The following is a 22,158-nucleotide window of genomic DNA, read 5'->3' as shown; positions in this document are numbered from 1 at the left end:
AGGACGGATGCATGGATGTATTTGACGAAGCCGAAAGGTCCAAGGACGATGCCGACGTCCGCGTCGGCCGGCGCGTGCGGGCGCTGAGGTTGGAGCGCAAGCTGTCGCTGGCCGAGCTTGCCGCCAAGGCCGGCATTTCCATCGGCGCGCTCAGCCAGATCGAGCGTGGCATGTCCTCGCTCCGCGTCAAGGTGATCTGGCCGCTCGCCGCCGCCCTAGACATCGAGCCCTCGGTGCTGATCGCCGACGGCAATGATGCCGTCAACGACCTCTATTGCGTGCGCGCCGACAAGCGGCGACAGATTCCGGTGAAATCCGAGGGTATCGCCAAGGCGCTGCTGTCGCCGCCGGCTGCCACGCTCACCGGCATGCTGGTGACGGTCGAGGCCGGCGGCGGCACGGCGGAAGCCTACGCCCATGCCGGCCACGAGTTCGGCTTCGTGCTGACGGGCGAGGTCGAACTGGTGGTGGATGCCACGACCTATCTGCTGAAGGCAGGCGACAGCTTCGCTTTCAAGAGCACGCTGCTGCATGCCTTCCGCAACCCCGGCGCCGAACGCTGCCAAATCCTTTGGGTCAACACCACCAAGCCCTCCGAGGTGCGCGATGGCGCCTGACGCGCTCGTTCGGCTGCAGGAAGTTTCGAAGGTCTTTCCCGGCGGCATTGTCGGTCTCGAAGCCGTCGATCTCGACATTGCGCCGGGCGAGTTCCTGACCCTGCTCGGTCCCTCCGGCTGCGGCAAGACGACGAGCCTGCGCGTCATCGCCGGCTTCGAGAGCCCGACAAGCGGCAATGTGCTGCTGGAGGGCCGCGACATCACCGGCTTGAGGCCCTTCGACCGCCCGGTGAACACCGTCTTCCAGGACTATGCGCTGTTCCCGCATATGGACGTCGCCGCCAATGTCGGCTTCGGCCTCTCGCTGCGCAAATTGTCCGGCGCCGATCAGGCCAGGCGTGTCGGCGAGGCGCTTGACATGGTCGGCCTCGCCGACAAGCTCGGCGCCCGCGTCTCCGAGCTCTCCGGCGGCCAGCGCCAGCGCGTCGCGCTCGCGCGCGCCATCGTCTGCGAGCCGCGCGTGCTTCTGCTCGACGAGCCGCTGTCGGCGCTCGATGCGCATCTGCGCGAGCAGATGCAGGTCGAGCTGAAGCGGCTGCAATCCCGGCTCGGCACCACCTTCGTGATGGTCACCCATGACCAGACCGAGGCGCTGTCGATCTCCGACCGCATCGTCGTCATGAACAAGGGCCGCATCGAGCAGATCGCCCCGCCGGCAACGCTGTACGACCGTCCGGCGACGCGCTTCGTCGCCTCCTTCATCGGCACGATGAACCTCTTGCAGTCGCGCTTTCTCGGACGCGACGGCGAGCGGCTGCGCTTCGCCGCCGGCGAGTTGCCGCTGGAGGCGGTCTCCAACACCGGAGAGATGCCGGCCGCCGGCGACACGCGCACGATCGGCGTGCGGCCGGAGGATCTGCTGGCAGCCACCGTGGCCGCCGACGGCACCGCGCCGGCCAGAGTGAGCGGCGTCGTCTTTCACGGCCGCACGCTGCGCCTTCATGCTGAGCTCGGGCAGGGGACTTCGATCGTCATCGACGCGCCGCGCCGCGCCGACGGTTTTCAATTCAGCGTCGGCGACGTGGCCCATATCAGCCTGCGGCGTGGCGCCAACTGCCCTGTGCTTTCGAGCTGACCGCTAGAGCGTTTCAGCGATTCATAGAATCGCCGAACCGCCATAAGTATTTGTTTTTACGCAATTCCCGACGAAAAACCGTTACACGCTTTTCCTGGAATTGCTCTAAAGACCGGTCAGGACGCCCTGGCGAAGAATCCCTGGTAGTCGGATTTGGCCTGCAGCAGGCGCAGGATGTTCTCGCGCGAGCCGCGAACATGCGCGCGAGCGCGCTCACCGGCTAAAGCGACATCGCCGGCGCAGATCGCGTCGACGATGCCGGTATGCTCCTCGCGGGTGACCTTCCATTCGTCCAGCCACAGAAGCTCCGTCCAGACATATTGCTGGCATTTGTCGAGGATGCCGCAGAGCATGCCGTGGAGCATCTCGTTGCCGCTGAGTTCGGCGATCACCCGGTGCAGGTCGATGCCGACCTGCAATTCCTCGAATTTCTCACGTGTGCTGCGGTCGGGGATCGCCGCCAGGCGCTCGCATTCGGCGAGCATCTCGCGCAGCCTTGCCTTGTCGGCGCTGGTGGCGTTGGCCGCCGCCAGCTCGGTCGCGCGCCCGTCGAGAAGCTCGCGGATATCGAAGGCTTCGCGGAACATGTTCAGGTTGAACTCGGCAACGATATAGCCCTGGCGCGGCCGGCCGATGACCAAGCCGTCGCGTTCGAGCCGGTTGAAGGCCTCGCGCACCGGCGTGCGGCTCACCTTCAGGCGCTCGGCGATCTCGTTTTCCGTCACGCGGCCGCCCGGCGGGATCTGACCGGTGATGATCATCGCCTTCAGCTTCTCGAACACCGAGTCGCGCAGGGTGTTTTTCCGTTCCTTGCCCAAACTTCCCGCTCCAACGGTCTGTGATGGATTCGCAGTCTAGTGCCTTTTTGCGCCTGCTTGAAACAGGGCCGTTTCGAGAAGCAGTCGACCCGGAAATGTTCTCAGTTTCTCCAGTGGCCAAAAAACCCGATCATCCATGTTGACATCGGCTCTCGCCGAATTACACTCAAAATTGTATACAAATTCGCATACCAAATCAACGATAACGGGAACACCGGTTGGAGAAGCGAAAATGACGAAGAGACTTTGCATTCACGGCCTGGCGATCACCGGCCTGCTGGCCTCGGTCGCCGTTCCGGCGTCGGCCGCCGACACCATCACCGTTGCCTCGTGGGGCGGCACCTATCAGGAGGCGCAGACCAAGGCCTTCTTCGATCCGACGGCCAAGGAGCTTGGCATCACCATCAAGCAGGACACCACCAACGGCCTCGACGACGTCCGCCTGCAGGTCACCGGCAACGCCGTCAAATGGGACATTACCGAGCTTGGCGCCGACGAATGCGCGCGGGGCTCGAAAGAGGGCCTGTTCGAGAAGCTCGACTACAGCCTCATCGACAAGAGCGGCATCAACCCGAAGCTCGTCCATGACGACTGGGTCGGCGTCTCCTACACCTCCGTCGTGCTGATCTATCGAACCGATGTTTTCGGCGACAAGGGACCAAAAACCTGGGCCGATTTCTGGGACGTCGAGAAATTCCCCGGCCGCCGCGCGCTCTCCGGCAGCCAGGCTACGGAGACGCTGAGCGTCGCGGCGCTCGCCAAGGGCACTCCGATCGACAAGGTCTATCCGGTCGACATCGACGGCGCGCTGCAATCCGTCGACAAGGTCAAGGGCCACATCGACGCCTGGTGGACTTCCGGCGCGCAGGCGATGCAACTCGTCAAGGACGGCGAGGTCGATATGGCGAGCATCTGGAACGGCCGCGCCGGCACCTTGAGGAAGGAAGGCGCACCGGTCGCCTTCTCCTTTGACCAGGGTGTGCTCACCGCCGACTGCATGGTCATCCCGAAGGGATCGAAGAACAAGGATCTTGCGATGAAGGCGCTGGCCAGGTTCGTCAGCCCGGATCTCCAGGCCAACCTGCCGCTCTATGTCGACAACGGTCCGGCCAACGAGAAGGCCTTCGAGACCGGCAAGATCCCGCAGGAGCGGATCAGGGACATCAACTCCTCGCCCGAGAACGTCAAGAAGCAGGTGCTGCAGGATCCCGAATTCTGGCGCGACACTCTCGTCGAGGCGACCGAGAAGTTCAACAACCTGATCCAGCAATAGCGACCGTGCCCGGAGCAGCGTCGATGCGCTGCTCCGGGCCGTTTCGCCGACAATGCTCCGGAGTTGAAGGAGATGCTCTTGTCTCTTGCGCCGTCAGCGCTTCCCATCGGCATTCACGGTATCGAGAAGCACTTCGGCTCGCTCTCCATCCTGAGCGATCTCAGCCTCGATGTCGCCGCTGGAGAATTCCTGACGCTGCTCGGTCCGTCGGGTTCGGGAAAGACGACGCTGCTGATGATCCTGGCGGGTTTTGTTCGCGCCAATGCCGGCTCAATCAAGGTCGGTGGCGAGGAGATCATCACCATGCCGCCGCACAGGCGCAACATCGGCATGGTGTTCCAGAATTATGCGCTGTTCCCGCACATGAACGTCTTCCACAATGTCGCCTTTCCGCTGAAGCAGCGGCGGGCCTCCGTGGCCGACACCAGGGAGCGCGTGGAGAAGGCGCTTGATCTCGTGCGCCTGCAGGGGCTGGGCGAGCGCCGCGTCGACCAGCTTTCCGGCGGCCAGCGCCAACGCGTGGCGCTGGCGCGGGCCATCGTCTTCGAGCCGCGCATCGTCTTGATGGACGAGCCGCTCTCGGCGCTCGACAAGGGGCTGCGCGAGCACATGCAGATCGAGCTGCGCAACCTCCACCGCCGGCTCGGCATGACAACCGTCTACGTCACCCACGACCAGCGCGAGGCGATCACCATGTCGGACCGCATCGCGGTCATGAATGCCGGCCGCATCGAGCAGATCGACCAGCCCGAGGCGCTCTATGCCAAGCCGAAGACGAAGTTCGTCGCCGGCTTCATCGGCGAATCCAACTTCATCCCCGTCGAATGCCGCAACGGCAGCGTCTGGTATGAGGACCGCAAGCTGCGCATGAACGATCCGCCGCCGGCCGCCGGTCCGCATCTGATGGTGGTGCGGCCGGAAAAGCTGCGGCTGATCGCCGACACGGACCAGTCGGGCCTCAACATGCTGCCGGCGACCGTTGGCGATGTCATCTACCAGGGCGACAGCTTCATCTGCTACGCGACGCTGCGCGACGGCCGGCAGGTGACGCTGCGCGACTATTGCCGCTCCGACGTGCTGGCGAAGCTGCCGGCGCCGGGCGAGCCGATCACGCTCGGCATCGATGCGCAGGATGTCGTGCTGGTGGCGGACCAATGAGCGTCGGATCCGCGAGCCTCGGCCATGCCGGCAAGTCTGATGGCGTGCTGAACGCAGACGCGCTGCGCGCCGATGCGCGGCGGCAGGCACTGGGGCTGCTGGCGCTGCTGTCGCCCGGGCTGTTTCTGGTCTTCGCCGTCATCATCGTGCCGATCGGCTGGCTGTTCTGGCTGTCGCTGTTCGACGAGACCGGTCAGCTCAGCGCCGCCAACTATGCGCGCTTCTTCGAGCAGGCGTCCTACATCAAGACCTTTGCCACCACCTTCAAGGTGGCCTTCGTCGTCACCGGCGCCTGCGTGCTGTTCGGCTATCCCCTGGCCTATATGCTGTCGCAGCTGCCGCGCCGCGCGGCCTCGATCTGCCTGATCTTCGTTATCCTGCCGTTCTGGACCTCCGTCTTGGTGCGCACCTATGCCTGGCTGGTCATCCTGCAGCGCAAGGGCCTGATCAACAACTGGCTGATCGACCTCGGCATCATCGGCCAGCCGCTGCCGCTCGCCAACAATTTCGCCGGCGTCGTCATCGGCATGACGCACATCATGCTGCCGTTCCTGGTGCTGCCGCTTTACGCTTCGATGAAGACGATCGACGTCGACTGCCTGCGTGCCGGCATGAATCTCGGCGCCAGCCCGGCCGCCACCTTCCGCCAGATCTTCTTCCCGCTGTCGCTGCCGGGCCTCGCCTCGGGCGTGGTCATCGTCTTCGTGCTTTGCCTCGGCTTCTTCGTCACGCCGGCGCTGATGGGCGGCGGCAAGGTCATCATGTGGGCCATGCGCATGGAGCAGGCGACCAGCCTCTATTCCAACTGGGGAGCGGGCGCGGCGCTCGGCGTCGTGCTGCTTGCCGTCACGCTGGCGCTGCTCGGCCTGTTCCAGCGGCTGCTCGGCGCGCGCGCCACCGGCATATGGAGCAGGCGATGAGCGCACAAAACAGCCTGCCCATCTCGCACTGGCAACGTCTCTGGCTCTATCTGCTGGGCGGCCTCGTCATGCTCTTCCTGATCGCCCCCTCGGTGATCATCGTCATCATGTCCTTCTCCGGCTCGACGCTGCTGCAGTTCCCGCCCGAGCAATGGTCGCTGCGCTGGTATGAGGCCTACTTCGGCTCCGTCGAATGGCACGACGCCACCGTCGTCTCGGTCAAGGTAGCGGTGATGACGGCGATCGTGGCGACGCCGCTCGGCACCGCCGCGGCCTATGCCATCAATGCCGGCACGCTGCGGCTGACCGGCGCCATCAATGCGCTGCTGACGGCATCGCTCATCATTCCGGTCATCCTGATCGGCATCGGCACCTTCTTCCTCTATGCGCGCATCGGCCTCAACAACACGCTGACCGGCCTTGTCATCGCCCACACCGTCCAGGCGCTGCCGCTGGTGGTGCTCACTGTGCTTTCCGGCTTGCGTTCCTACGACATGAGCCAGGAAATGGTGGCGCGCAGCCTTGGCGCCGGACGCCTCGCCGCCTTCTTCCAGGTGACCCTGCCGCAGCTGCGCTTCTCGATCGTCTCGGGCGCGCTGTTCGCCTTCATCACTTCCTTCGACGAGGTGGTGGTCTCGCTCTTCATCTCGGGCGGCGAGACGACGACGCTGACGCGCCGCATGTTCAATGCGTTGCGCGATCAGATCGACCCGACGATTGCCGCCATTTCGACTTGCCTGATCGTGCTATCGATCGTCTTGTTCTCCGCCGCCCAGCTTTTCGGCCGCGGACGTTGAATACAGGGATAATCTGAACCGCATGCGTGATTTCCAGTTTCCCGGCCGCTCGCCGGTCCGCGCCACCGAAGCCATGGCCGCGACCTCGCATCCGCTCGCGACACTTGCCGCCATCGACATGCTGCGCTCCGGCGGCAACGCCATGGACGCGGCCGTCTGCGCGGCGGCGGTGCAGGCCGTGGTCGAGCCGCAATCGACCGGCATCGGCGGCGACTGTTTTGTCCTCTATTGCCCGAAGGGCGACGGCAACGTGATCGCTTTCAACGGCTCGGGCCGCGCGCCCCAGGCCGCGACGGTCGACTGGTATCGCGAGAACGGTTTCAGCGAGCTTCCCAAGCAGGGCCCGCATGCGGTCACCGTTCCCGGCGCCGTCGACGCTTGGTGCCGGCTGCTGGAGGATCATGGCCGCAAGGGCATCGCCGACGCTTTGGCGCCGGCCATCCGTTATGCCGAAGAAGGCTATGTCGTGCACGACCGGGTCGCCTTCGACTGGGCTGATCCGGAAACCGATCTGTCGGCCGACGAGGTGGCAACGCGCATCTTCCTGCCGGGCGGCAAGCCTCCCAAGGCCGGCGATATCCATCGCCAGCCGGAACTGGCGGAGACGCTGCGCATCATCGCCAGGAAAGGTCGCGCCGGCTTCTATGAAGGCGCGGTGGCCGAGGATATTGTCGCACGGCTTCGCCAGCTTGGCGGGCTGCATACGCTGGACGACTTCGCCGCGACCAGGGGCGACTACAGGACTGCGATCGGCACCTCCTATCGCGGCTATGACATCCACCAGATGCCACCGAACAATCAGGGGCTCACCGCGCTCTTGATGCTCAATGTGCTGTCCGGCTTCGACCTTGCCGCGCTCGACCCGAATGGCGCCGAGCGCCTGCATCTGGAGATCGAGGCGGGACGGCTGGCCTACCAGGACCGGGATGCATTTTTCGCCGACCAGGACCATGTCGACGTTCCGGTGAGCGCGCTGCTCTCCGGCGCCTATGCCGACCGGCTGCGCGCTACGATCGATCCCGAGCGCGCGATGACGCATCTGCCGCGTCTCGATCTGCCGGGCAGCGACACGGTCTATATCACCGTCGTCGATAGCGACTTGAATGCGGTGAGCTTCATCAACTCGACCTATTATTCCTTCGGCAGCGGCGTCGTCGGGCCGAAGACGGGCGTCGTGCTGCAGAACCGCGGCTCGAGCTTCCGCCTCGATGCGAAGCACCCGAACGCGATAGCGCCTGGCAAACGGCCGATGCACACGATCATGCCGGGCATGATGACCAGGAACGGCCGCGCCGTGATGCCGTTCGGCGTCATGGGCGGCGGCTACCAGCCCTTCGGCCACGTGCATCTTTTGACCAATATGATCGATTTCGGCATGGACCCGCAGCAGGCGCTGGACGCAGCGCGCGTCTTCTACAACCACGATGTCGTCGAGGCCGAGCGCAGCGTGCGTCCCGACGCCACCGAGGGCCTGCGTCGCCGTGGCCACCGCGTTGTCGAGCCCGACCATCCCCTTGGCGGCGGACAGGCGGTGCTCATCGATTGGGAAAAAGGCACCCTGACCGGCGCCTCCGATCCGCGCAAGGACGGCCTGGCGCTCGGATATTGAGCAGCCCTTTGCTGGACATCGGCCGAGCGTTCGAAACATAGTCTGGAACCATGACAAGAAGCGGAAAATCCATCGACCTCGCCCATCGTCTCGCGCCCGGTGCCGAAGACGCGCCGGCCATTGCTGCGCCCGAACGGGCGGCTCTCTCGCATGGCAGGCTGCGCCGGCTGATCCAGGAGACAGTGGCTCGGCTCAACGCGCTCGGCATCGGCCGCGGCGACCGCGTCGCTATTGTTTTGCCGAACGGCCCGGAGATGGCGACGGCTTTCATCGCGATCGCCGCCGCCGCCTCCACGGCGCCGCTCAATCCCGCCTACCGCGCCGACGAGCTCGATTTCTATCTGAGCGACATCGGCGTCAAGGCGATCCTCGTCGGCAAGAACGAGACGGGGCCGGCGGTCGAGGTTGCCGGGCGTCTAGGCATCTCCGTGCTGCGGCTGGTCGTGCCGGACGGCGCGCCGGCAGGCGTCTTCACGATCGAGGGCGACTCGGCGGGAGCACCTGTCGTGTCCGGATTGGCCAAGGACGGCGATGTCGCGCTGCTGCTCCATACTTCCGGCACGACGTCGCGTCCGAAGCTGGTGCCGCTCAGCCACGCCAATCTTGCGGCGTCGGCAGCGCATATCGGCGCGACGCTCGGCCTGACGGCAGCCGACCGCTGCCTGAACATCATGCCGCTCTTCCATATCCACGGGCTGATCGCGGCGGTGCTGTCCTCGCTTGCCGCCGGCGGCTGCGTCTTCTGCACGCCGGGCTTCAACGCGCTGCGCTTCTTCCAGTGGCTGAGCGAGGCGAAGCCGAGCTGGTACACGGCGGTGCCGACCATGCATCAGGCGATCCTGCCGCGCGCCGCGCGCAATCCCGAGCAGCTGGCCGAGGCGAAGCTGCGCTTCATCCGCTCGTCGTCGGCGTCGCTCCCGGCGCAGGTGATGGCCGAGCTGGAATCCACCTTCGGCTGCCCGGTGATTGAGTCCTACGGCATGACGGAAGCCGCGCACCAGATGGCCTCCAACCGCCTCCCGCCCGGCCTGCGCAAGCCGGGCAGCGTCGGCGCGTCGGCCGGGCCGGAAGTGGCGGTGATGGCGCCGGACGGGCGGCTGCTCGCAGCCGGCGAGATCGGCGAGATCGTCATTCGCGGTCCGAACGTCACCGCAGGCTACGAGAAGAATCCGGACGCCAACGCCAGCGCCTTCGCCCATGGCTGGTTCCACACCGGCGACCAGGGCGTGCTCGACGAGGACGGTTATCTGCGCGTCACCGGCCGGCTGAAGGAGATCATCAATCGCGGCGGCGAAAAGATATCGCCGCTCGAGGTCGACGGCGTGCTGATGGACCATCCGGCGGTGGCGCAGGTCGTCACCTTCGCCATGCCGCACGACAAGCTCGGCGAAGAGGTCGCGGCCGCTGTCGTGCTGCGCGAAGGCCAGAGCGCCAGCGAGTCCGACATACGCGGCTTTGCGTCGACCCGGCTCGCCGATTTCAAGGTGCCGCGCAAGGTGCTGATCCTGGACGAGATCCCGAAGGGCGCGACGGGAAAATTGCAGCGCATCGGTCTCGCGGCAAAACTCGGGCTCGGCTGATGCGCGTCACCGTTTTCGGCGCCGGTGCCATCGGCGGCTATGTCGCCGCCAAGCTGGCGATCGCCGGCAACGTCGATCTGTCGATCGTGGCACGCGGCGCGCATCTCGAAGCGATCGAGGCCAACGGCCTTCGCCTGATCGAGGACGGCAAGGAGGAAGCGACACGGGTGAGGGCCGCGGCCCGGGCAGAGGAGCTCGGCGCGCAGGACTATGTCGTGCTGGCGTTGAAGGCGCACTCGCTGGCGCCGGCGCTCGGCCAGATCGCGCCGCTGCTGGGCGAGGGGACCGCCGTCGTCACCATGCAGAACGGCGTGCCCTGGTGGTATTTCTACAGGGCAGGCGGCGCGCTCGAAGGCACGCGGCTGAACGCGGTCGATCCCGGCGGAGCGATCTGGCAGCGCATCGGGCCCGAGCGCGTCATCGGCTCGGTCGTCTATCCGGCGGTCGAGGTCGATGCGCCCGGCCTGATCCGTCATGTCGAGGGCACGCGCTTTTCGCTCGGCGAGCCTTCCGGCGAAAAGAGCGAGCGTGTCGCAGCACTCGCGCGCGAACTGGTCAAGGCCGGGCTGCAGGCGCCGGTCCGCGAGGACATACGCTCGGAGATCTGGGTGAAGCTCTGGGGCAATCTTTCCTTCAACCCGATCTCGGCGCTGACCGGCAGCACGCTCGCGGCCATCGTCGCTGATCAAGGCACGCGCGCGCTTGCCCGCGCCATGATGCTGGAGGCTCAGGCCATTGGCGAGAGCCTCGGCGTGCGTTTTCCCGTTTCCGTCGACCGGCGCATCAAGGGCGCCGGCGATGTCGGCGAGCACAAGACCTCGATGCTGCAGGATCTCGAGCGCGGCCGCCCGATGGAGATCGATGCGCTGGTGAGCGCCGTGCAGGAACTCGGCCGCCTGACCGGCCAGCCGACGCCGGCCATCGACAGCGTTCTCGCGCTGGTGCGGCGCCTGGCGATCGAACGTGGATGTTATTCTTCCTTGTAGATTGTTCCTGTTTTGTTCTAGACTATCCTTCGAAGCGTGACTATCTTCGCCGCGCTGAGGCCGCCATCCTGACACGAATTGTCACCTGCGAGGTGACCTGACGGTGGCGGGCGAAGAATCGATCCCTACTTCATCTCTGGTCCAAACCGGGAGGAAATCATGACCACTGCCGAAATTGCCAAGGATTTCACCGAACTCCTCAAGCAGGGCGACAGCCACAGCGCTGCCGCGAAATACAATGCCGACGACATCGTCAGCTACGAAGCGATGGAAGGCCCGATGGCTGTTTGCAACGGCAAGGAAGCCGTCAAGCAGAAGGGCGAATGGTGGGAAGCGAACCACGAGGTTCATGGCGGCTCGGTCGAGGGCCCCTATGTCAATGGCGACCAGTTCGCCTTGCGCTTCAGCTTTGACGTGACGCCCAAATCTACCGGCGAACGCGTCAAAATGGACGAGGTTGGCCTCTACACGGTCAAGAACGGTAAGATCAGCGAAGAGCGCTTCTATTATTGAAGCCGGCCTGCTCTAGCCTTTCGTTTTTTTGCGCTGCACGATTGAAAATCAGGATGGCGGCCGGGATGATATTCCGGCCGCCGCCATGCGGCGCGTTAAATCGTCTTCGCATAGCCCCGCTGGCAAAGCGGGCAGGGCGGGCCTAGGGTTCGGCCAGATTCGCAACCCATCCGCCCGAGGTCTGAATTGACGATCACCATGTACGGCATCACCACCTGCGACACGATCAGGAAGGCGCGCGCCTGGCTGGATGGCCACGACATTCCGTACCGCTTCCATGACTACCGGGCCGAGGGCATCGAGGCGGAGAGGCTGGACGGCTGGGTCGGCGAGGTCGGCTGGGAAAAGCTGCTCAACAAGGGCAGCACCACTTTTCGCGAGCTGCCGGAGAAGGCCAAGGAAGCACTCGACGAGAAGAAGGCGAAGAAGCTGATGCTCGCCAAGCCGACCATGATCAAGCGGCCGGTTCTGGAGGTGGGGGATCGGGTTCTCGTTGGATTTAAGGCGGATGTTTACGAGGAGGCGGTTGGCGGAAGGTAGTACCTAGCAGCGACCTTCGTACGCCGCGTTCCTTCGCGCCCCTCTCTGTCCTGCCGGACATCTCCCCCTCAAGGGGGGAGGTTGGCAGTTTCGACGCCTAGCTCATTCTGCAACGTTGGCGATTGGCGAAAGCCGTTGCGACATCTGATCTCCCCCCAAGAGGGGGAGATGTCCGGCAGGACAGAGTGGGGCGCTGTCCCGCCGGCGTTTCCACGCTTACGCACGGGCTCGCAAATACCCCGCCAGCGCCACCGCATTGTTGTGCGCTTCGTCATGCGCGCCATAAAGCAGCGTCACCTTTCCCTCGCGAAGCACATCGCGCAGCTCCGCCACCGCCTCCTTGTTTGCGTCAAGCTCGGCCCAATACCGCTTCCGAAACTCCGGCCAGCGCTCCGGCTCATGCCCGAACCATTTGCGCAATTCGTCGGTCGGCGCGATGTCCTTCAGCCAGAGCGCCAGCGCGGCGTCCTCCTTGGCGACGCCGCGCGGCCAGATGCGGTCGACCAGCACCCGCTGGCCATCGGCTTTCGCTGGCGCCTCGTAGACGCGCTTCACCGCAATGTCGAAGGCCACTACGCCTCCTTGGTCAAGCAATTCCAGGAAAAGTGTGCAAACGGTTTTCCGTCCGGAATTGCGCAAAAAAAGTCGTGTCAGGCCCACTCGCCCTTGCGCATGACCGGCACGCGGCTGCCGTCCTTGGCCACACCATCGATGTCGATCTTGTCCGAGCCGATCATCCAGTCGATATGGATAAAACTCTTGTTGCCGCCGCGCTGAGCGATCTCGTCCTGGCTGAGCGACGCGCCGTTGACGAAGCACTTCGAATAGCATTGTCCGAGCGCGATGTGGCAGGCGGCATTCTCGTCGAACAGCGTGTTGAAGAACAACAGCCCGCTCTTGGCGATCGGCGAGGAATGCGGCACCAGCGCCACCTCGCCGAGGCGGCGCGCGCCCTCGTCGGTGTCGAGCACCTTCTTCAACACGTCCTCGCCCTTCGCGGCCTTGGCCTCGACGATCCGCCCGCCCTCGAAGCGCACCGAAATCTCGTCGATCAGCGTGCCCTGGTAGGAAAGCGGCTTGGTCGATGACACGTGCCCTTCGACCCGCCAGGCATGCGGCGTGGTGAAGACCTCCTCGGTCGGGATGTTCGGGTTGCAGGTAATGCCGTTCTTCGCTGTCGAGGCGCCGCCCATCCATTCATGGCCTTCCGCCAGTCCAACGGTCAGGTCGGTGCCGGGGCCGGTGAAATGCAGGGAATGGAAATTGTGATCGTTCAGCCATTTCGTGCGCTCGGCCAACGCCGCGTTGTGCGCCTTCCAGTTGCCGATCGGATCCTCTACATCCACCCGCGAGGCCGAGAAGATGGCGTCGGCGAGCTTGGCCACCGCGACGTCGTCGGGCTCGCCCGGAAACACCTGCTTTGCCCAGGCAAGATCGGGATAGGCCACGATGTTCCAGTTGATGTCGAAGCCGGTGATCTTCTCCAGCGCCGGCCGGTAGGCCATCGAGTTCGCCTTGTTGGCGCGCGCTACCTTGGCCGGGTCTTGCGCCGACAGCAGCGCCGGGTCCTCGCCGCGCACGGCGAGCCGCGCGGCATTGTTGGAGAAGGCCTTGGCCATGCCTTCATAAAGCCAGCCGGCGGCGCGGTCGAAACCGGAATCGGCGCCGTAGCGGAAGCGCGCCAGCGTGATCTCGTCATCATTGAAGATCGGCGTCACCAGCCCAGCACCGGCCTTGTAGGCATGTTCGACGATGCGCCGCGTCAGCGGCAGCGCCGCGATCGACGAGGTCAGCACCAGGTCCTGTCCGGGCTGCAGCTGCAGCCCGACCTTGACGGCGACCTCGGCCAGCCTGTCGAGCTTCACCGGGTCGATCGTTGCCGAAACGCCGCGCGAATGTGTGGTCATGATCCTGCCTGCCGTGATTGTGGAGTCTGGTCCTTACATAGACCGCTGCGGTTGGCCTTTCCACCGCGATCGACTGGTCCTGTTGACGCTCAAACGAGCTTAAGCCGCGCTGTCGAGCGCGCGGAACTGCGCCATGGTGGCCGCGATCTCCTCGCGGATCCAGGCCTTGAAGTCCCGCACCTTGCGGCTTTCGCTCTTCGTCTCCGAAGTCACCAGCCAATAGCCAAGGCCGCTTTCGGCGCGCACGCCGAAGGGCGCCACCAGCCTTCCGTCGGCCAGCGCATCTGCCGTCAGCAATTGCCAGGCAAGCATCACGCCATGGCCGGCAATCGCCGACTCCAGGCAGAGCATCGGATCGGTGAAGCGCGCCCCTTTCAGGAAAGTGACCGGTTCGACGCCCGCGGCCTCGAACCAGCTGTCCCAGCTGAACATGGCCCGTTCGTCGGTGATGGCGCAGGTCTGCGCCAGGTCCTCGATCGATTTCAGCTTGGCCGCGATCGATGGCGCGCAGACCGGAAACACCTCTTGCGCCAAAAGCAGCTCCGCCCGGCCGCCCGGCCATTTGCCGTCGCCCAGCCGGATGGCGATGTCGATGTCGGACCGGTCGAGGTCGGCGATCCGGGCGGAAGCGTCGATCCGCAGCAGAACATTCGGGTGCCGGGCGAAATGCCGCGACAGCCTCGGCAGCAGCCATTTCGAGGCGAAGGCAGGCGCCACCGAAACCACCAGCGTGCATTCGCTCGCTTCGTCGGCCAGCGCCACCGCTTGCGCGAGCTCGCGGAAGCCGGCGCTGAGCCGGGCCGCGAAGACGGTGCCGAATTCCGTCGGCACAAGCCCTGCCGGCGTCCGCTCGAATAGCGCCTGGGCAAGCTGTTTTTCCGTGCGCTTGACCTGCTGGCTGACGGCGCTGACCGAGACGTTGAACTCGGCGGCCGCGGCTGCGAGCGAGCCCAGCCGGGCGACGGTTTCGACGGCGCGCAGGCCGTTGAGATGGACGCGGTTCAGCATAGCCATTCAGATTTTCTAAATCCGAAGAGCCGAAATCTCAATTGAAACCTGGGGTGGGAAGGCGGATTTTAGCGAGGTGAGCCAGACCTTGGAGGCAATCCGATGAAGATTTTATCTTTGCTGAAGGGGCTTTCCGTCGCGGCACCGGTAAAGCGCTGGCACGATGACGGCGAGATCGCCCGCTGGGTCGTCGATCCGCTGTCGCATCCGGTGCTCGACACAATGTCGGAGCGCGAGCTCGGCGACATGCCCTTCCGGCTGACGGCGCATCGCACGGCATACGAGACAGCCTGCCGCTGAAGGCCGCCTGACCGAACTGGCCCAACACAAGCGCATTGTTTCGCCTGCGCGCACACTTATGTTGCGCTGCAATGAACCCCGCCTCGCCATCCCCCTTGCGCCTCGCCATTGCCGGCATGACGGCGCTCGCCGTCGCCATGGGAATCGGCCGCTTCGTCTACACGCCGATCCTGCCCGGCATGATGGAGGAGCTGCATCTGACGCCGGCCGACGCCGGCTGGATCGCCTCCGCCAACTATCTCGGCTATCTCATCGGCGCGCTTGCCGCGGCCGGCGGCTGGGCGCATGGCCGCGAGCGCCTGCTGATGTTCGCGAGCCTTGTCGCCAGCGCCGTCCTCGCGGGGCTGATGGGGCTGAACGAAACGATGGCCGCTTTCCTCGTCATTCGTTTCCTCGCTGGCCTGGCCAGCGCCTTCGTCATGGTGTTCATGTCGTCGATCGTCTTCAGCCATCTCGCCGAGGCCGGCCGCGGCGACCTGTAGGCGCTGCATTTCGGCGGCGTCGGTCTCGGCATCGCGGCGTCCTCGGCGCTGCTGGCCATTCTCGTCACCTCCCATGCCGGCTGGGCCGCCGGCTGGCTGTGGTCCGGAGCGATTTCCGCCGTCGGCCTGCTCCTTGTCGCGCTGCTCGCGGGCTCAGCCACGCCCGCCAACGGCGTCGACGGGCCTGAACCGGCGCTGCCGAGGGACAAGTCGCTGACCAAGATGATCCTCGCTTACGGGCTGTTCGGCTTCGGCTATGTGGTAACGGCCACTTTCCTGGTCGCGATCGTCCGCCAGGGCGGCGGTGGACGCGTCTTCGAGGCCGCCGTCTGGATGGTCACCGGTCTTGCCGGTTTTCCGTCGACCTGGTTCTGGCGGAAGCTCGCCGGCAGGATCGGACTATACGCGGCCTATGCCGTGAGCTGCCTGGTCGAAGTGGTCGGCGTCACCGCCAGCGTTGTCGTCAAGGGTTTCACCGGGTCGCTTCTCGCCGGCGTGCTTCTCGGCGGCACCTTCATCGCCATCACCGCGCTCGGCCTGCAGGCGGCGAGGCAGCTTGCGCCGCTGGCGCCGCGCCGCATCTTCGCGGTGATGACGGCCGCCTTCGGCCTCGGCCAGATCGTCGGTCCGATCGCCGCCGGCCTGCTCGCCCAGGCGTCCGGCAATTACGTGCTCCCCTCGCTCATGGCCGCCGTGGCCTTGCTGCTCTCCGGCGTCATCGCCTGGTCGGCTGCGCCAAAATCGCCATGATTTGTGGTCTTGCTCGGTGCTGGGCGCAGGGCAGGGCATTTTCTTTCCCACTAATGTGTGACCTTATGCCCGCCGAACAGCAACGCCGCTGATTTGCGGTCAGACCGAGGAAACCCGCCACAGTGTTCGTATCCTTCTTCCCGCAGCCGAAGCCATTTGTAATTTCGGCGGTCGTCTGGAGCCTTCTGCTTGTCATTTTTTGGTTCTTTGGCGGTGAACATCTGGGGACTCTCCTTGGTATGCCGCCGATAGACCCTGAGACTGCGCCTATCAGTCCTCTGCGCTTCCTGCTGCCGGGCTTCATCTGGTTTTATATCTACTTCTTCGGAGGGGTGGGCGTTTTCTATCTGTTTTGGGCTTGGTATGCTCCGCATCGTTGGCAGATATGGTCGATCCTAGGAACCGGTCTCATCCTGTTCGCAACTAACTTTTCAGTCCAAGTCAGCATCGCGTTGAACGCCTGGCGCGGTTCTTTCTATGACCTTGTTCAAAAGGCGCTAACCCCTCCTCCAGGCTCGGTGCAGGCCGCTGAGCTTTATGTCGGCGTCGGACAGTTCCTCTCGCTCGCCCTGGTAGGAATCACGGTTGCGGTTTTGAACCTCTTTATCGTGCGCCACTATGTTTTCCGTTGGCGCACCGCGATGAACGACTATTTCACATCGTATTGGTCCCGGCTGCGGCACATCGAAGGTGCCTCACAGCGTGTGCAAGACGATACGATGCGCTTCGCGAGGACTATGGAAGGACTGGGTGTTGATCTCGTCAGCTCGGTTATGACCTTGATAGCCTTCCTCCCGCTTCTCGCCGCCTTATCAGCACATGTGACAGCCCTGCCTTTGGTCGGGGCGATTCCCTATCCGTTGGTGCTCGCAGCGATCACCTGGTCGCTGTTCGGTACTCTTCTTCTTGCTATTGTTGGCATTAAGCTCCCTGGCCTCGAATTCAAGAACCAGCGAGTTGAGGCAGCGCTGAGAAAAGAGCTAGTCTACGGAGAGGATGACGAAGGTCGCGCCCAACCACCAACGTTAGCCGAGCTTTTCGCAAATGTGCGCAAGAATTATTTCACGTTGTATGCAAACTACGTTTATTTTGACGTAACGCGATACCTGTATCTACAGACTGACAGCGTTTTTGCAACTATGATTCTTGTGCCGACAATTGCTGTTGGAAAGATTACTTTTGGAATTTTCCAGCAGATCGTCTCTGCCTTCTCCCAAGTGTCTAATTCTTTCCAATACCTAGTGAATTCTTGGCCAACAATTGTAGAGCTGATTTCAATCTACAAGCGCCTGCGCGCTTTCGAGGCAACGCTAGAGGGTGCCCCCCTGCCGGATATCGACCAGCATTACCTGGAACGCGAGCGAGCCGGCTTACGTCCAGAGGATCAACCAGCGAGTTAAAAACGCATGCGGCGCCGCCCGCCCATCGTCGCCGGTGCTTAGCCGCCCACGGCTGCCAGCCTCTCGCCACCGCGTCGCCGCTCGACATAGTCGCCGAAGCTGATGCACTCGACGTCGGCCTTCACGCAGACCTCGCCCGCGAAGCGCTCGAGCGCGTTCCAGTAAGTGCCGCCGTTCATCTGCGTGAAGTGGAGGCCGAGCTCGAGCGGCAGTCGCTTGCCGTTGTATTGCGCATCGAACGCGGCGCGGAACGCGTGGTAGGCGCGATCGGCGAACTCGTCCGCCATCGACGGTTTCTCGAAGCCGCCTGAATGGCGGACATAGAGATTGTAGTCCATCGCAACCACCGGCTTCGCCTTCGGCCCCTCCGGTATCAGCGGCAGAGCGAAGCGGGTGGTGCGGTTCTTCGTCGGCGGCAGGGCAGGGCCGTTCGAGACGCCGCTCGCGTCGTACTTAAAGCCAGCCTCGGGCAGCGCTTCGTAAAGCGCCTTGTCGGTCGAAAGATACGGCGCGCGGAAACCGGTCACGGCATGACGGGCGAAATCGCGCCAGCCGGGCGGCTCTGGCGAGATGCCGTTGATCGCATAAGCGTTTTCCAGGATGCGCCGGAAGGCGCCGAATTCGGCCAGCCACTCGGCCTTGCTCCAGTCCTTGCCGTCGAAATGGCCGCAAGCATGGCTGCCGATGTCGTGGCCTTCGGCGGCCGCGAGCCGGATCTGCTCCAGCCGCTCCGCGACGTCCTGCTTCGAGGCGGCAAAGCCGATATTCGACTTGCCGGCGCCCTTGCCCGGTGCCGTGTACGCGCCGCGCGTTTCCGGCGACAGCAGGAAGACGCAGGACAGGAAATAGGTGAAATGCGCGCCGGTGCGCTTGGCCAGGGCGCGGCTGCGTTCCCATTGCGAGATCTCGCGCGCGCTGTCGAAGGAGACGAGCACGATCTGCTTTGGCTTCGCCGGCGTCGGCTCCGGCGATTTCGGCGGATCGGCGAAGGCCGCGGCAACGGAGGCCGCGAGCGCGGCGAGACTGAGCGCAAGGACGCTGAGCGGATGTGGCACTGGCACTGGCAACCTTCGGGCGATCTTCTGACGATTGGAAAGCCGGCTATTGCCCAATTGTGGCATGGGTACGTACGCCCGGCTGGAAGCCGCCCTGGCTTGTCCCGCCGATTTTCCGGCGCTCCCCCTTCCATGCCGACAAAATTTCGCTAAAACGCGGGGCTCAAGAAGCGCCCCGTTCCGGGGCAGCAATGGTTTTTGATTGATGTCGGACGACAGTTTTATCCGCGAAGTGAACGAAGAGATTCGTCGCGAGCAGGCGCAGAAGCTGTGGGACCGTTTTGGTCCGGCCCTGCTCGGCGCCGCGATCCTGATCGTGCTGGCGACCGCTGCCGTCGTCGGCTACCGCTATTGGGACGAGACCCGCGCCAACCGCTCGGGAGATGCGTTCTCGGCTGCGCTCAAGCTTGCCAATGACGGCAAGAACGACGAGGCGATCGCCGCGCTCGATCAGCTGGAGAAGGATGGCTACGGCGCCTATCCGCTGCTCGCCCGCATGCGCGCCGCGACCGTCAAGGCCGACAAGGGCGATGTCGACGCCGCCGTGAAGGATTTCGACGAGGTCGGCGCCGACAGCGCCATTCCCGCCGGCATCCGCGACATGGCCCGGCTGAGGGCGGCGCTGCTCCTGGTCGACCATGGGTCGTTTGCGGACGTCTCCAGCCGCGTCGAGGCGCTCACCGCCGACACCAACCCGCTGCGCAGTTCGGCGCGCGAGGCGCTCGGCCTTGCCGCCTGGAAGGAAGGCAAGTCGGCGGACGCGCTGAAACTGTTCGACCAGATCGCTTCGGATGACGGTGCCCCGCGCAATGCGCGCCAGCGGGCGCAGTTGATGGCCGAGCTGATCCGCGGGTCGGGCAACGCTTCGTGATATCGGATGGGCTTCAAAGTCGCCATCATCGGCCGGCCTAACGTCGGCAAATCGACTCTTTTCAATCGGCTGGTGGGAAAGAAGCTGGCGCTTGTCGACGACACGCCGGGCGTGACGCGCGACCGTCGCGTGCACGCCGCCAAGCTCTACGACCTTCACTTCGACGTCATCGATACCGCCGGCTTCGAGGATGCGGCGGCTTCCACGCTGCCCGGCCGCATGCGCCAGCAGACCGAGATCGCCATCCGCGAGGCCGACCTGATCTTCTTCACCGTCGATGCCAAGTCAGGCCTGATGCCCGACGACCGGACCTTCGCCGACGTGGTGCGCAAATCCGGCAAGCCGGTGGTGCTGGTCGCCAACAAGGCGGAAGCGCGCGGCGCGCAAGGCGGCATGCTGGAAGCCTGGGAGCTCGGCCTCGGCGAGCCGATCCCGGTCTCGGCCGAGCACGGCCAGGGGATGCCCGATTTGCGCGACGCGGTGATCGCCGCGCTTGGCGAGGAACGCGCCTTCGGCGAGGACGAGGAAGAGCCGGGCGACGAGATCGCCGTCAGCGAGGCGCTGATCGGCGAGGACATCGCCGATCCGGACGCTGAAGCAACCTATGACGACACCAAGCCGTTGCGCATCGCTGTCGTCGGCCGCCCCAATGCCGGCAAGTCGACCCTGATCAATGCGCTGATCGGCGAGGAGCGGCTGCTGACCGGGCCGGAAGCCGGCATCACCCGCGATTCCATCTCGGTCGACTGGGACTGGCGCGGCCGCCGCATAAAACTCTTCGACACGGCCGGCATGCGGCGCAAGTCCAAGGTCCAGGAAAAGCTCGAGAAGCTCTCCGTGCAGGACGGCCTGCGCGCCATCCGCTTCGCCGAGATCGTCATCATCGTGCTCGACGCCACCATCCCCTTCGAGAAGCAGGATCTGCAGATCGCCGACCTGATCATCCGCGAGGGCCGCGCGCCGGTGATCGCCTTCAACAAATGGGACCTGATCGACAGCCCGCAGGAGCTTCTCGCCGAGCTGCGCGAGAAGACCGAGCGGCTTCTTCCCCAGGTGCGCGGCATCCAGGCGGTGACGGTCTCGGCCGAGACCGGACGCGGCCTCGACCGGTTGATGGATGCCGTCATCAAGACGCACAGGGTGTGGAACAGCCGCGTCTCGACCGGCAAGCTCAACCGCTGGCTGGAAGGCATCCTCGCCCATCATCCACCGCCCGCCGTCGCCGGCCGCCGGCTGAAGATCAAATACGTCACCCAGGCCAAGACCCGCCCGCCTGGCTTCGTGGTGTCGTGCTCGCGTCCGGATGCGATGCCGCAATCCTATGTGCGCTACCTATCGAACAGCCTGCGCGAGGCCTTCGACATGCCTGGCGTGCCGATCCGCATGGCGCTGCGCACCTCGGACAATCCGTTTGCAGGTAGGGCGAAGAAGCGCTGACAGTCGGTGATTGTCGCAAAGCCGGGTTCCTCGTCATCCTCGGGTCTGCGCCGCGTCGCTTCGCTCCTTGCTTCGCCCTAGAATGACGAAGTCGAAAGGCGCCGGCCAAGACCTCACGCGACCTCCCGCAACCCCTCACCGGTTCGCGCCCCCTCCGGCAGCGTCTCTATCGCCGCCTGCAAAAGAATCTCCGCCAGCCGCGCCGACACCGGATCGAGTTCGGCATCCTTCTGGTGCAGATGCAGCGCCATCTTCGGCAGTGCCGGCAGGCCGAGCACTCCGGGCGCGAGCGCCCTGACATTGACGGGCAGGCCGATATCGGTGCGGATCGTCAGCCCCAGGCCGGCCGCGACCGCAGCCCAGATGCCGCCAAGGCTGGGGCTGGAGAACGCCATGCGCCAGGCCAGCCCGGCGCGGTCAAGCGTCTCGGTCGCCACGGTGCGCAGCAGGCAGGGCGCCTCGAACACCACCAGCGGCAGCGCCTCGCCCTGGCGTGCATCCGCCCCGATCGGTTTCGCCGAACCGATCCAGCGCGCCTGCACGTCGGCGACATGCCGGCTGTAGGGCAGGGTCGTGCCGTCGTGCCAGGCGAGGGCAATGTCGAGGCTGCCGGACAGGACACGCTCGGCAAGCTCGTGGCTGCGTCCGATCCGCGCCTCGATCCGCACTTTGGGATGGGCTCGGGCGAAGCGGCCGAGCACTTCCGGCAGCACGGCTTCGCCAAAATCCTCCTGCAGGCCGAGCCGCACCCAGCCTTCCAATTCGACGTCACGGATGGCGGAGGCCGCCTCGTCATTGAGCTCGATCAGGCGCCGCGCATAGCCGAGCATGGTCTCGCCGGCTTCGGTGAGCGCCAGGCCGCGCCCCGCCTTGCGGAAGATCGGCGTCGCCGCCTGCTCCTCCAGCTTTTTCAACTGCGCGCTCACCGCTGAAGTCGAGCGGCCGAGCCGCTCGGCCGCCTTGGCGAAGCTGCCAAGTTCCATGCCGGTGACGAAAGTCCTGAGGACGTCGAGATCGAAAGTGACGCGCCGCATGGAATTGTCCTTGTTTTCAGGATTGTTG

20 protein-coding genes and 2 pseudogenes are annotated in these 22,158 nt (G+C 64.8%); 16 read left to right on the top strand and 6 right to left on the bottom strand.

The features are described 5' to 3' along the window. The first annotated feature begins 11 nt into the window (after positions 1–11). Both EN874_RS18755 and EN874_RS18750 read left to right on the top strand, forming a co-directional pair. Positions 12–617, top strand: a complete 606-nt coding sequence (locus EN874_RS18755) for a cupin domain-containing protein (RefSeq protein WP_127426419.1) — start codon at positions 12–14, stop codon at positions 615–617. Beyond that, the gene (locus EN874_RS18750; RefSeq protein ID WP_127426418.1) at positions 607–1,692 is read left to right on the top strand and encodes an ABC transporter ATP-binding protein; all 1,086 of its coding nucleotides are present in this window, start codon (positions 607–609) and stop codon (positions 1,690–1,692) included. Before EN874_RS18755 ends, EN874_RS18750 begins: the two co-directional genes overlap by 11 nt. 116 nt (positions 1,693–1,808) lie before the next feature. Here EN874_RS18750 and EN874_RS18745 read toward each other — a convergent pair whose 3' ends face one another. Beyond that, the gene (locus EN874_RS18745) at positions 1,809–2,510 is read right to left on the bottom strand and encodes a GntR family transcriptional regulator (protein ID WP_127426417.1); all 702 of its coding nucleotides are present in this window, start codon (positions 2,508–2,510) and stop codon (positions 1,809–1,811) included. A gap of 232 nt (positions 2,511–2,742) precedes the next feature. Between EN874_RS18745 and EN874_RS18740 the strand changes: the two genes are divergently transcribed. From EN874_RS18740 to EN874_RS18700, 9 genes are all read left to right on the top strand, one after another. Then, a complete protein-coding gene (locus EN874_RS18740) occupies positions 2,743–3,783 on the top strand; it encodes an ABC transporter substrate-binding protein (protein WP_127426416.1) in 1,041 nt (346 codons plus the stop codon). A 78-nt stretch (positions 3,784–3,861) separates the two neighbouring features. Next, positions 3,862–4,941 carry an ABC transporter ATP-binding protein gene (locus tag EN874_RS18735; RefSeq protein ID WP_127426415.1) on the top strand — a complete coding sequence of 360 codons (1,080 nt, stop codon included), beginning with the start codon at positions 3,862–3,864 and terminating at the stop codon, positions 4,939–4,941. After that, complete coding sequence (locus tag EN874_RS18730; protein WP_127426414.1) at positions 4,938–5,861, top strand: ABC transporter permease; 924 nt, start codon at positions 4,938–4,940, stop codon at positions 5,859–5,861. Before EN874_RS18735 ends, EN874_RS18730 begins: the two co-directional genes overlap by 4 nt. Next, entirely contained in the window at positions 5,858–6,658 is an 801-nt protein-coding gene (locus EN874_RS18725) for an ABC transporter permease (RefSeq protein ID WP_127426413.1), read from the top strand. The genes EN874_RS18730 and EN874_RS18725 overlap by 4 nt, the downstream gene beginning before the upstream one ends. Before the next feature lie 22 nt (positions 6,659–6,680). Beyond that, positions 6,681–8,267: a gamma-glutamyltransferase gene (gene ggt / locus EN874_RS18720; RefSeq protein WP_127426412.1), complete on the top strand. Its 1,587-nt coding sequence runs from the start codon at positions 6,681–6,683 to the stop codon at positions 8,265–8,267. 50 nt (positions 8,268–8,317) lie between these two features. Next, on the top strand, positions 8,318–9,847 hold the full coding sequence (locus tag EN874_RS18715; RefSeq protein WP_127426411.1) for an acyl--CoA ligase: 1,530 nt from the start codon (positions 8,318–8,320) through the stop codon (positions 9,845–9,847). After that, positions 9,847–10,833 carry a 2-dehydropantoate 2-reductase gene (locus EN874_RS18710; RefSeq protein ID WP_127426410.1) on the top strand — a complete coding sequence of 329 codons (987 nt, stop codon included), beginning with the start codon at positions 9,847–9,849 and terminating at the stop codon, positions 10,831–10,833. The genes EN874_RS18715 and EN874_RS18710 overlap by 1 nt, the downstream gene beginning before the upstream one ends. A gap of 159 nt (positions 10,834–10,992) precedes the next feature. Next, positions 10,993–11,346, top strand: a complete 354-nt coding sequence (locus EN874_RS18705) for a nuclear transport factor 2 family protein (protein WP_127426409.1) — start codon at positions 10,993–10,995, stop codon at positions 11,344–11,346. Between the two features lie 186 nt (positions 11,347–11,532). Further along, positions 11,533–11,886, top strand: coding sequence for an ArsC family reductase (locus tag EN874_RS18700; protein WP_127426408.1), 354 nt, complete (start codon positions 11,533–11,535; stop codon positions 11,884–11,886). A gap of 216 nt (positions 11,887–12,102) precedes the next feature. On the opposite strand, the gene EN874_RS18690 is transcribed toward EN874_RS18700, so the two are convergent. From EN874_RS18690 to EN874_RS18680, 3 genes and pseudogenes are all read right to left on the bottom strand, one after another. Beyond that, positions 12,103–12,459, bottom strand: coding sequence for a DUF488 domain-containing protein (locus tag EN874_RS18690; RefSeq protein WP_127426407.1), 357 nt, complete (start codon positions 12,457–12,459; stop codon positions 12,103–12,105). 77 nt (positions 12,460–12,536) lie between these two features. Next, positions 12,537–13,793 (bottom strand): aminopeptidase, encoded by a 1,257-nt coding sequence (locus tag EN874_RS18685; protein WP_127426406.1) that lies wholly within the window; start codon positions 13,791–13,793, stop codon positions 12,537–12,539. Between the two features lie 102 nt (positions 13,794–13,895). Next, positions 13,896–14,807 (bottom strand): annotated as a pseudogene (locus EN874_RS18680) (LysR substrate-binding domain-containing protein); the annotation flags it as partial. A 96-nt stretch (positions 14,808–14,903) separates the two neighbouring features. On the opposite strand from EN874_RS18680, the gene EN874_RS18675 reads away from it, so the two are divergent. From EN874_RS18675 to sbmA, 3 genes and pseudogenes are all read left to right on the top strand, one after another. Next, on the top strand, positions 14,904–15,101 hold the full coding sequence (locus EN874_RS18675) for a hypothetical protein (protein WP_127426404.1): 198 nt from the start codon (positions 14,904–14,906) through the stop codon (positions 15,099–15,101). 71 nt (positions 15,102–15,172) lie between these two features. Next, a pseudogene (locus EN874_RS18670) lies at positions 15,173–16,333 on the top strand (YbfB/YjiJ family MFS transporter). A gap of 122 nt (positions 16,334–16,455) precedes the next feature. Beyond that, positions 16,456–17,733: a peptide antibiotic transporter SbmA gene (gene sbmA / locus EN874_RS18665; protein ID WP_127426403.1), complete on the top strand. Its 1,278-nt coding sequence runs from the start codon at positions 16,456–16,458 to the stop codon at positions 17,731–17,733. 38 nt (positions 17,734–17,771) lie between these two features. Here the strand turns inward: sbmA and EN874_RS18660 are convergent, their stop codons facing one another. Continuing rightward, complete coding sequence (locus EN874_RS18660) at positions 17,772–18,794, bottom strand: polysaccharide deacetylase (protein WP_245513615.1); 1,023 nt, start codon at positions 18,792–18,794, stop codon at positions 17,772–17,774. 199 nt (positions 18,795–18,993) lie between these two features. Between EN874_RS18660 and EN874_RS18655 the strand changes: the two genes are divergently transcribed. Further along, entirely contained in the window at positions 18,994–19,659 is a 666-nt protein-coding gene (locus EN874_RS18655; protein ID WP_127426401.1) for a tetratricopeptide repeat protein, read from the top strand. Positions 19,660–19,665: 6 nt separating this feature from the next. Continuing rightward, positions 19,666–21,096 carry a ribosome biogenesis GTPase Der gene (gene der, locus EN874_RS18650; RefSeq protein WP_127426400.1) on the top strand — a complete coding sequence of 477 codons (1,431 nt, stop codon included), beginning with the start codon at positions 19,666–19,668 and terminating at the stop codon, positions 21,094–21,096. 113 nt (positions 21,097–21,209) lie between these two features. Here der and EN874_RS18645 read toward each other — a convergent pair whose 3' ends face one another. Beyond that, positions 21,210–22,130: a LysR substrate-binding domain-containing protein gene (locus EN874_RS18645; RefSeq protein ID WP_127426399.1), complete on the bottom strand. Its 921-nt coding sequence runs from the start codon at positions 22,128–22,130 to the stop codon at positions 21,210–21,212. Between the last annotated feature and the right edge of the window lie 28 nt (positions 22,131–22,158).

The organism is Mesorhizobium sp. M1D.F.Ca.ET.231.01.1.1, from assembly GCF_003999155.2.
Lineage (GTDB): Bacteria > Pseudomonadota > Alphaproteobacteria > Rhizobiales > Rhizobiaceae > Mesorhizobium.
This window is presented reverse-complemented; position numbering and strand designations above follow the sequence as displayed.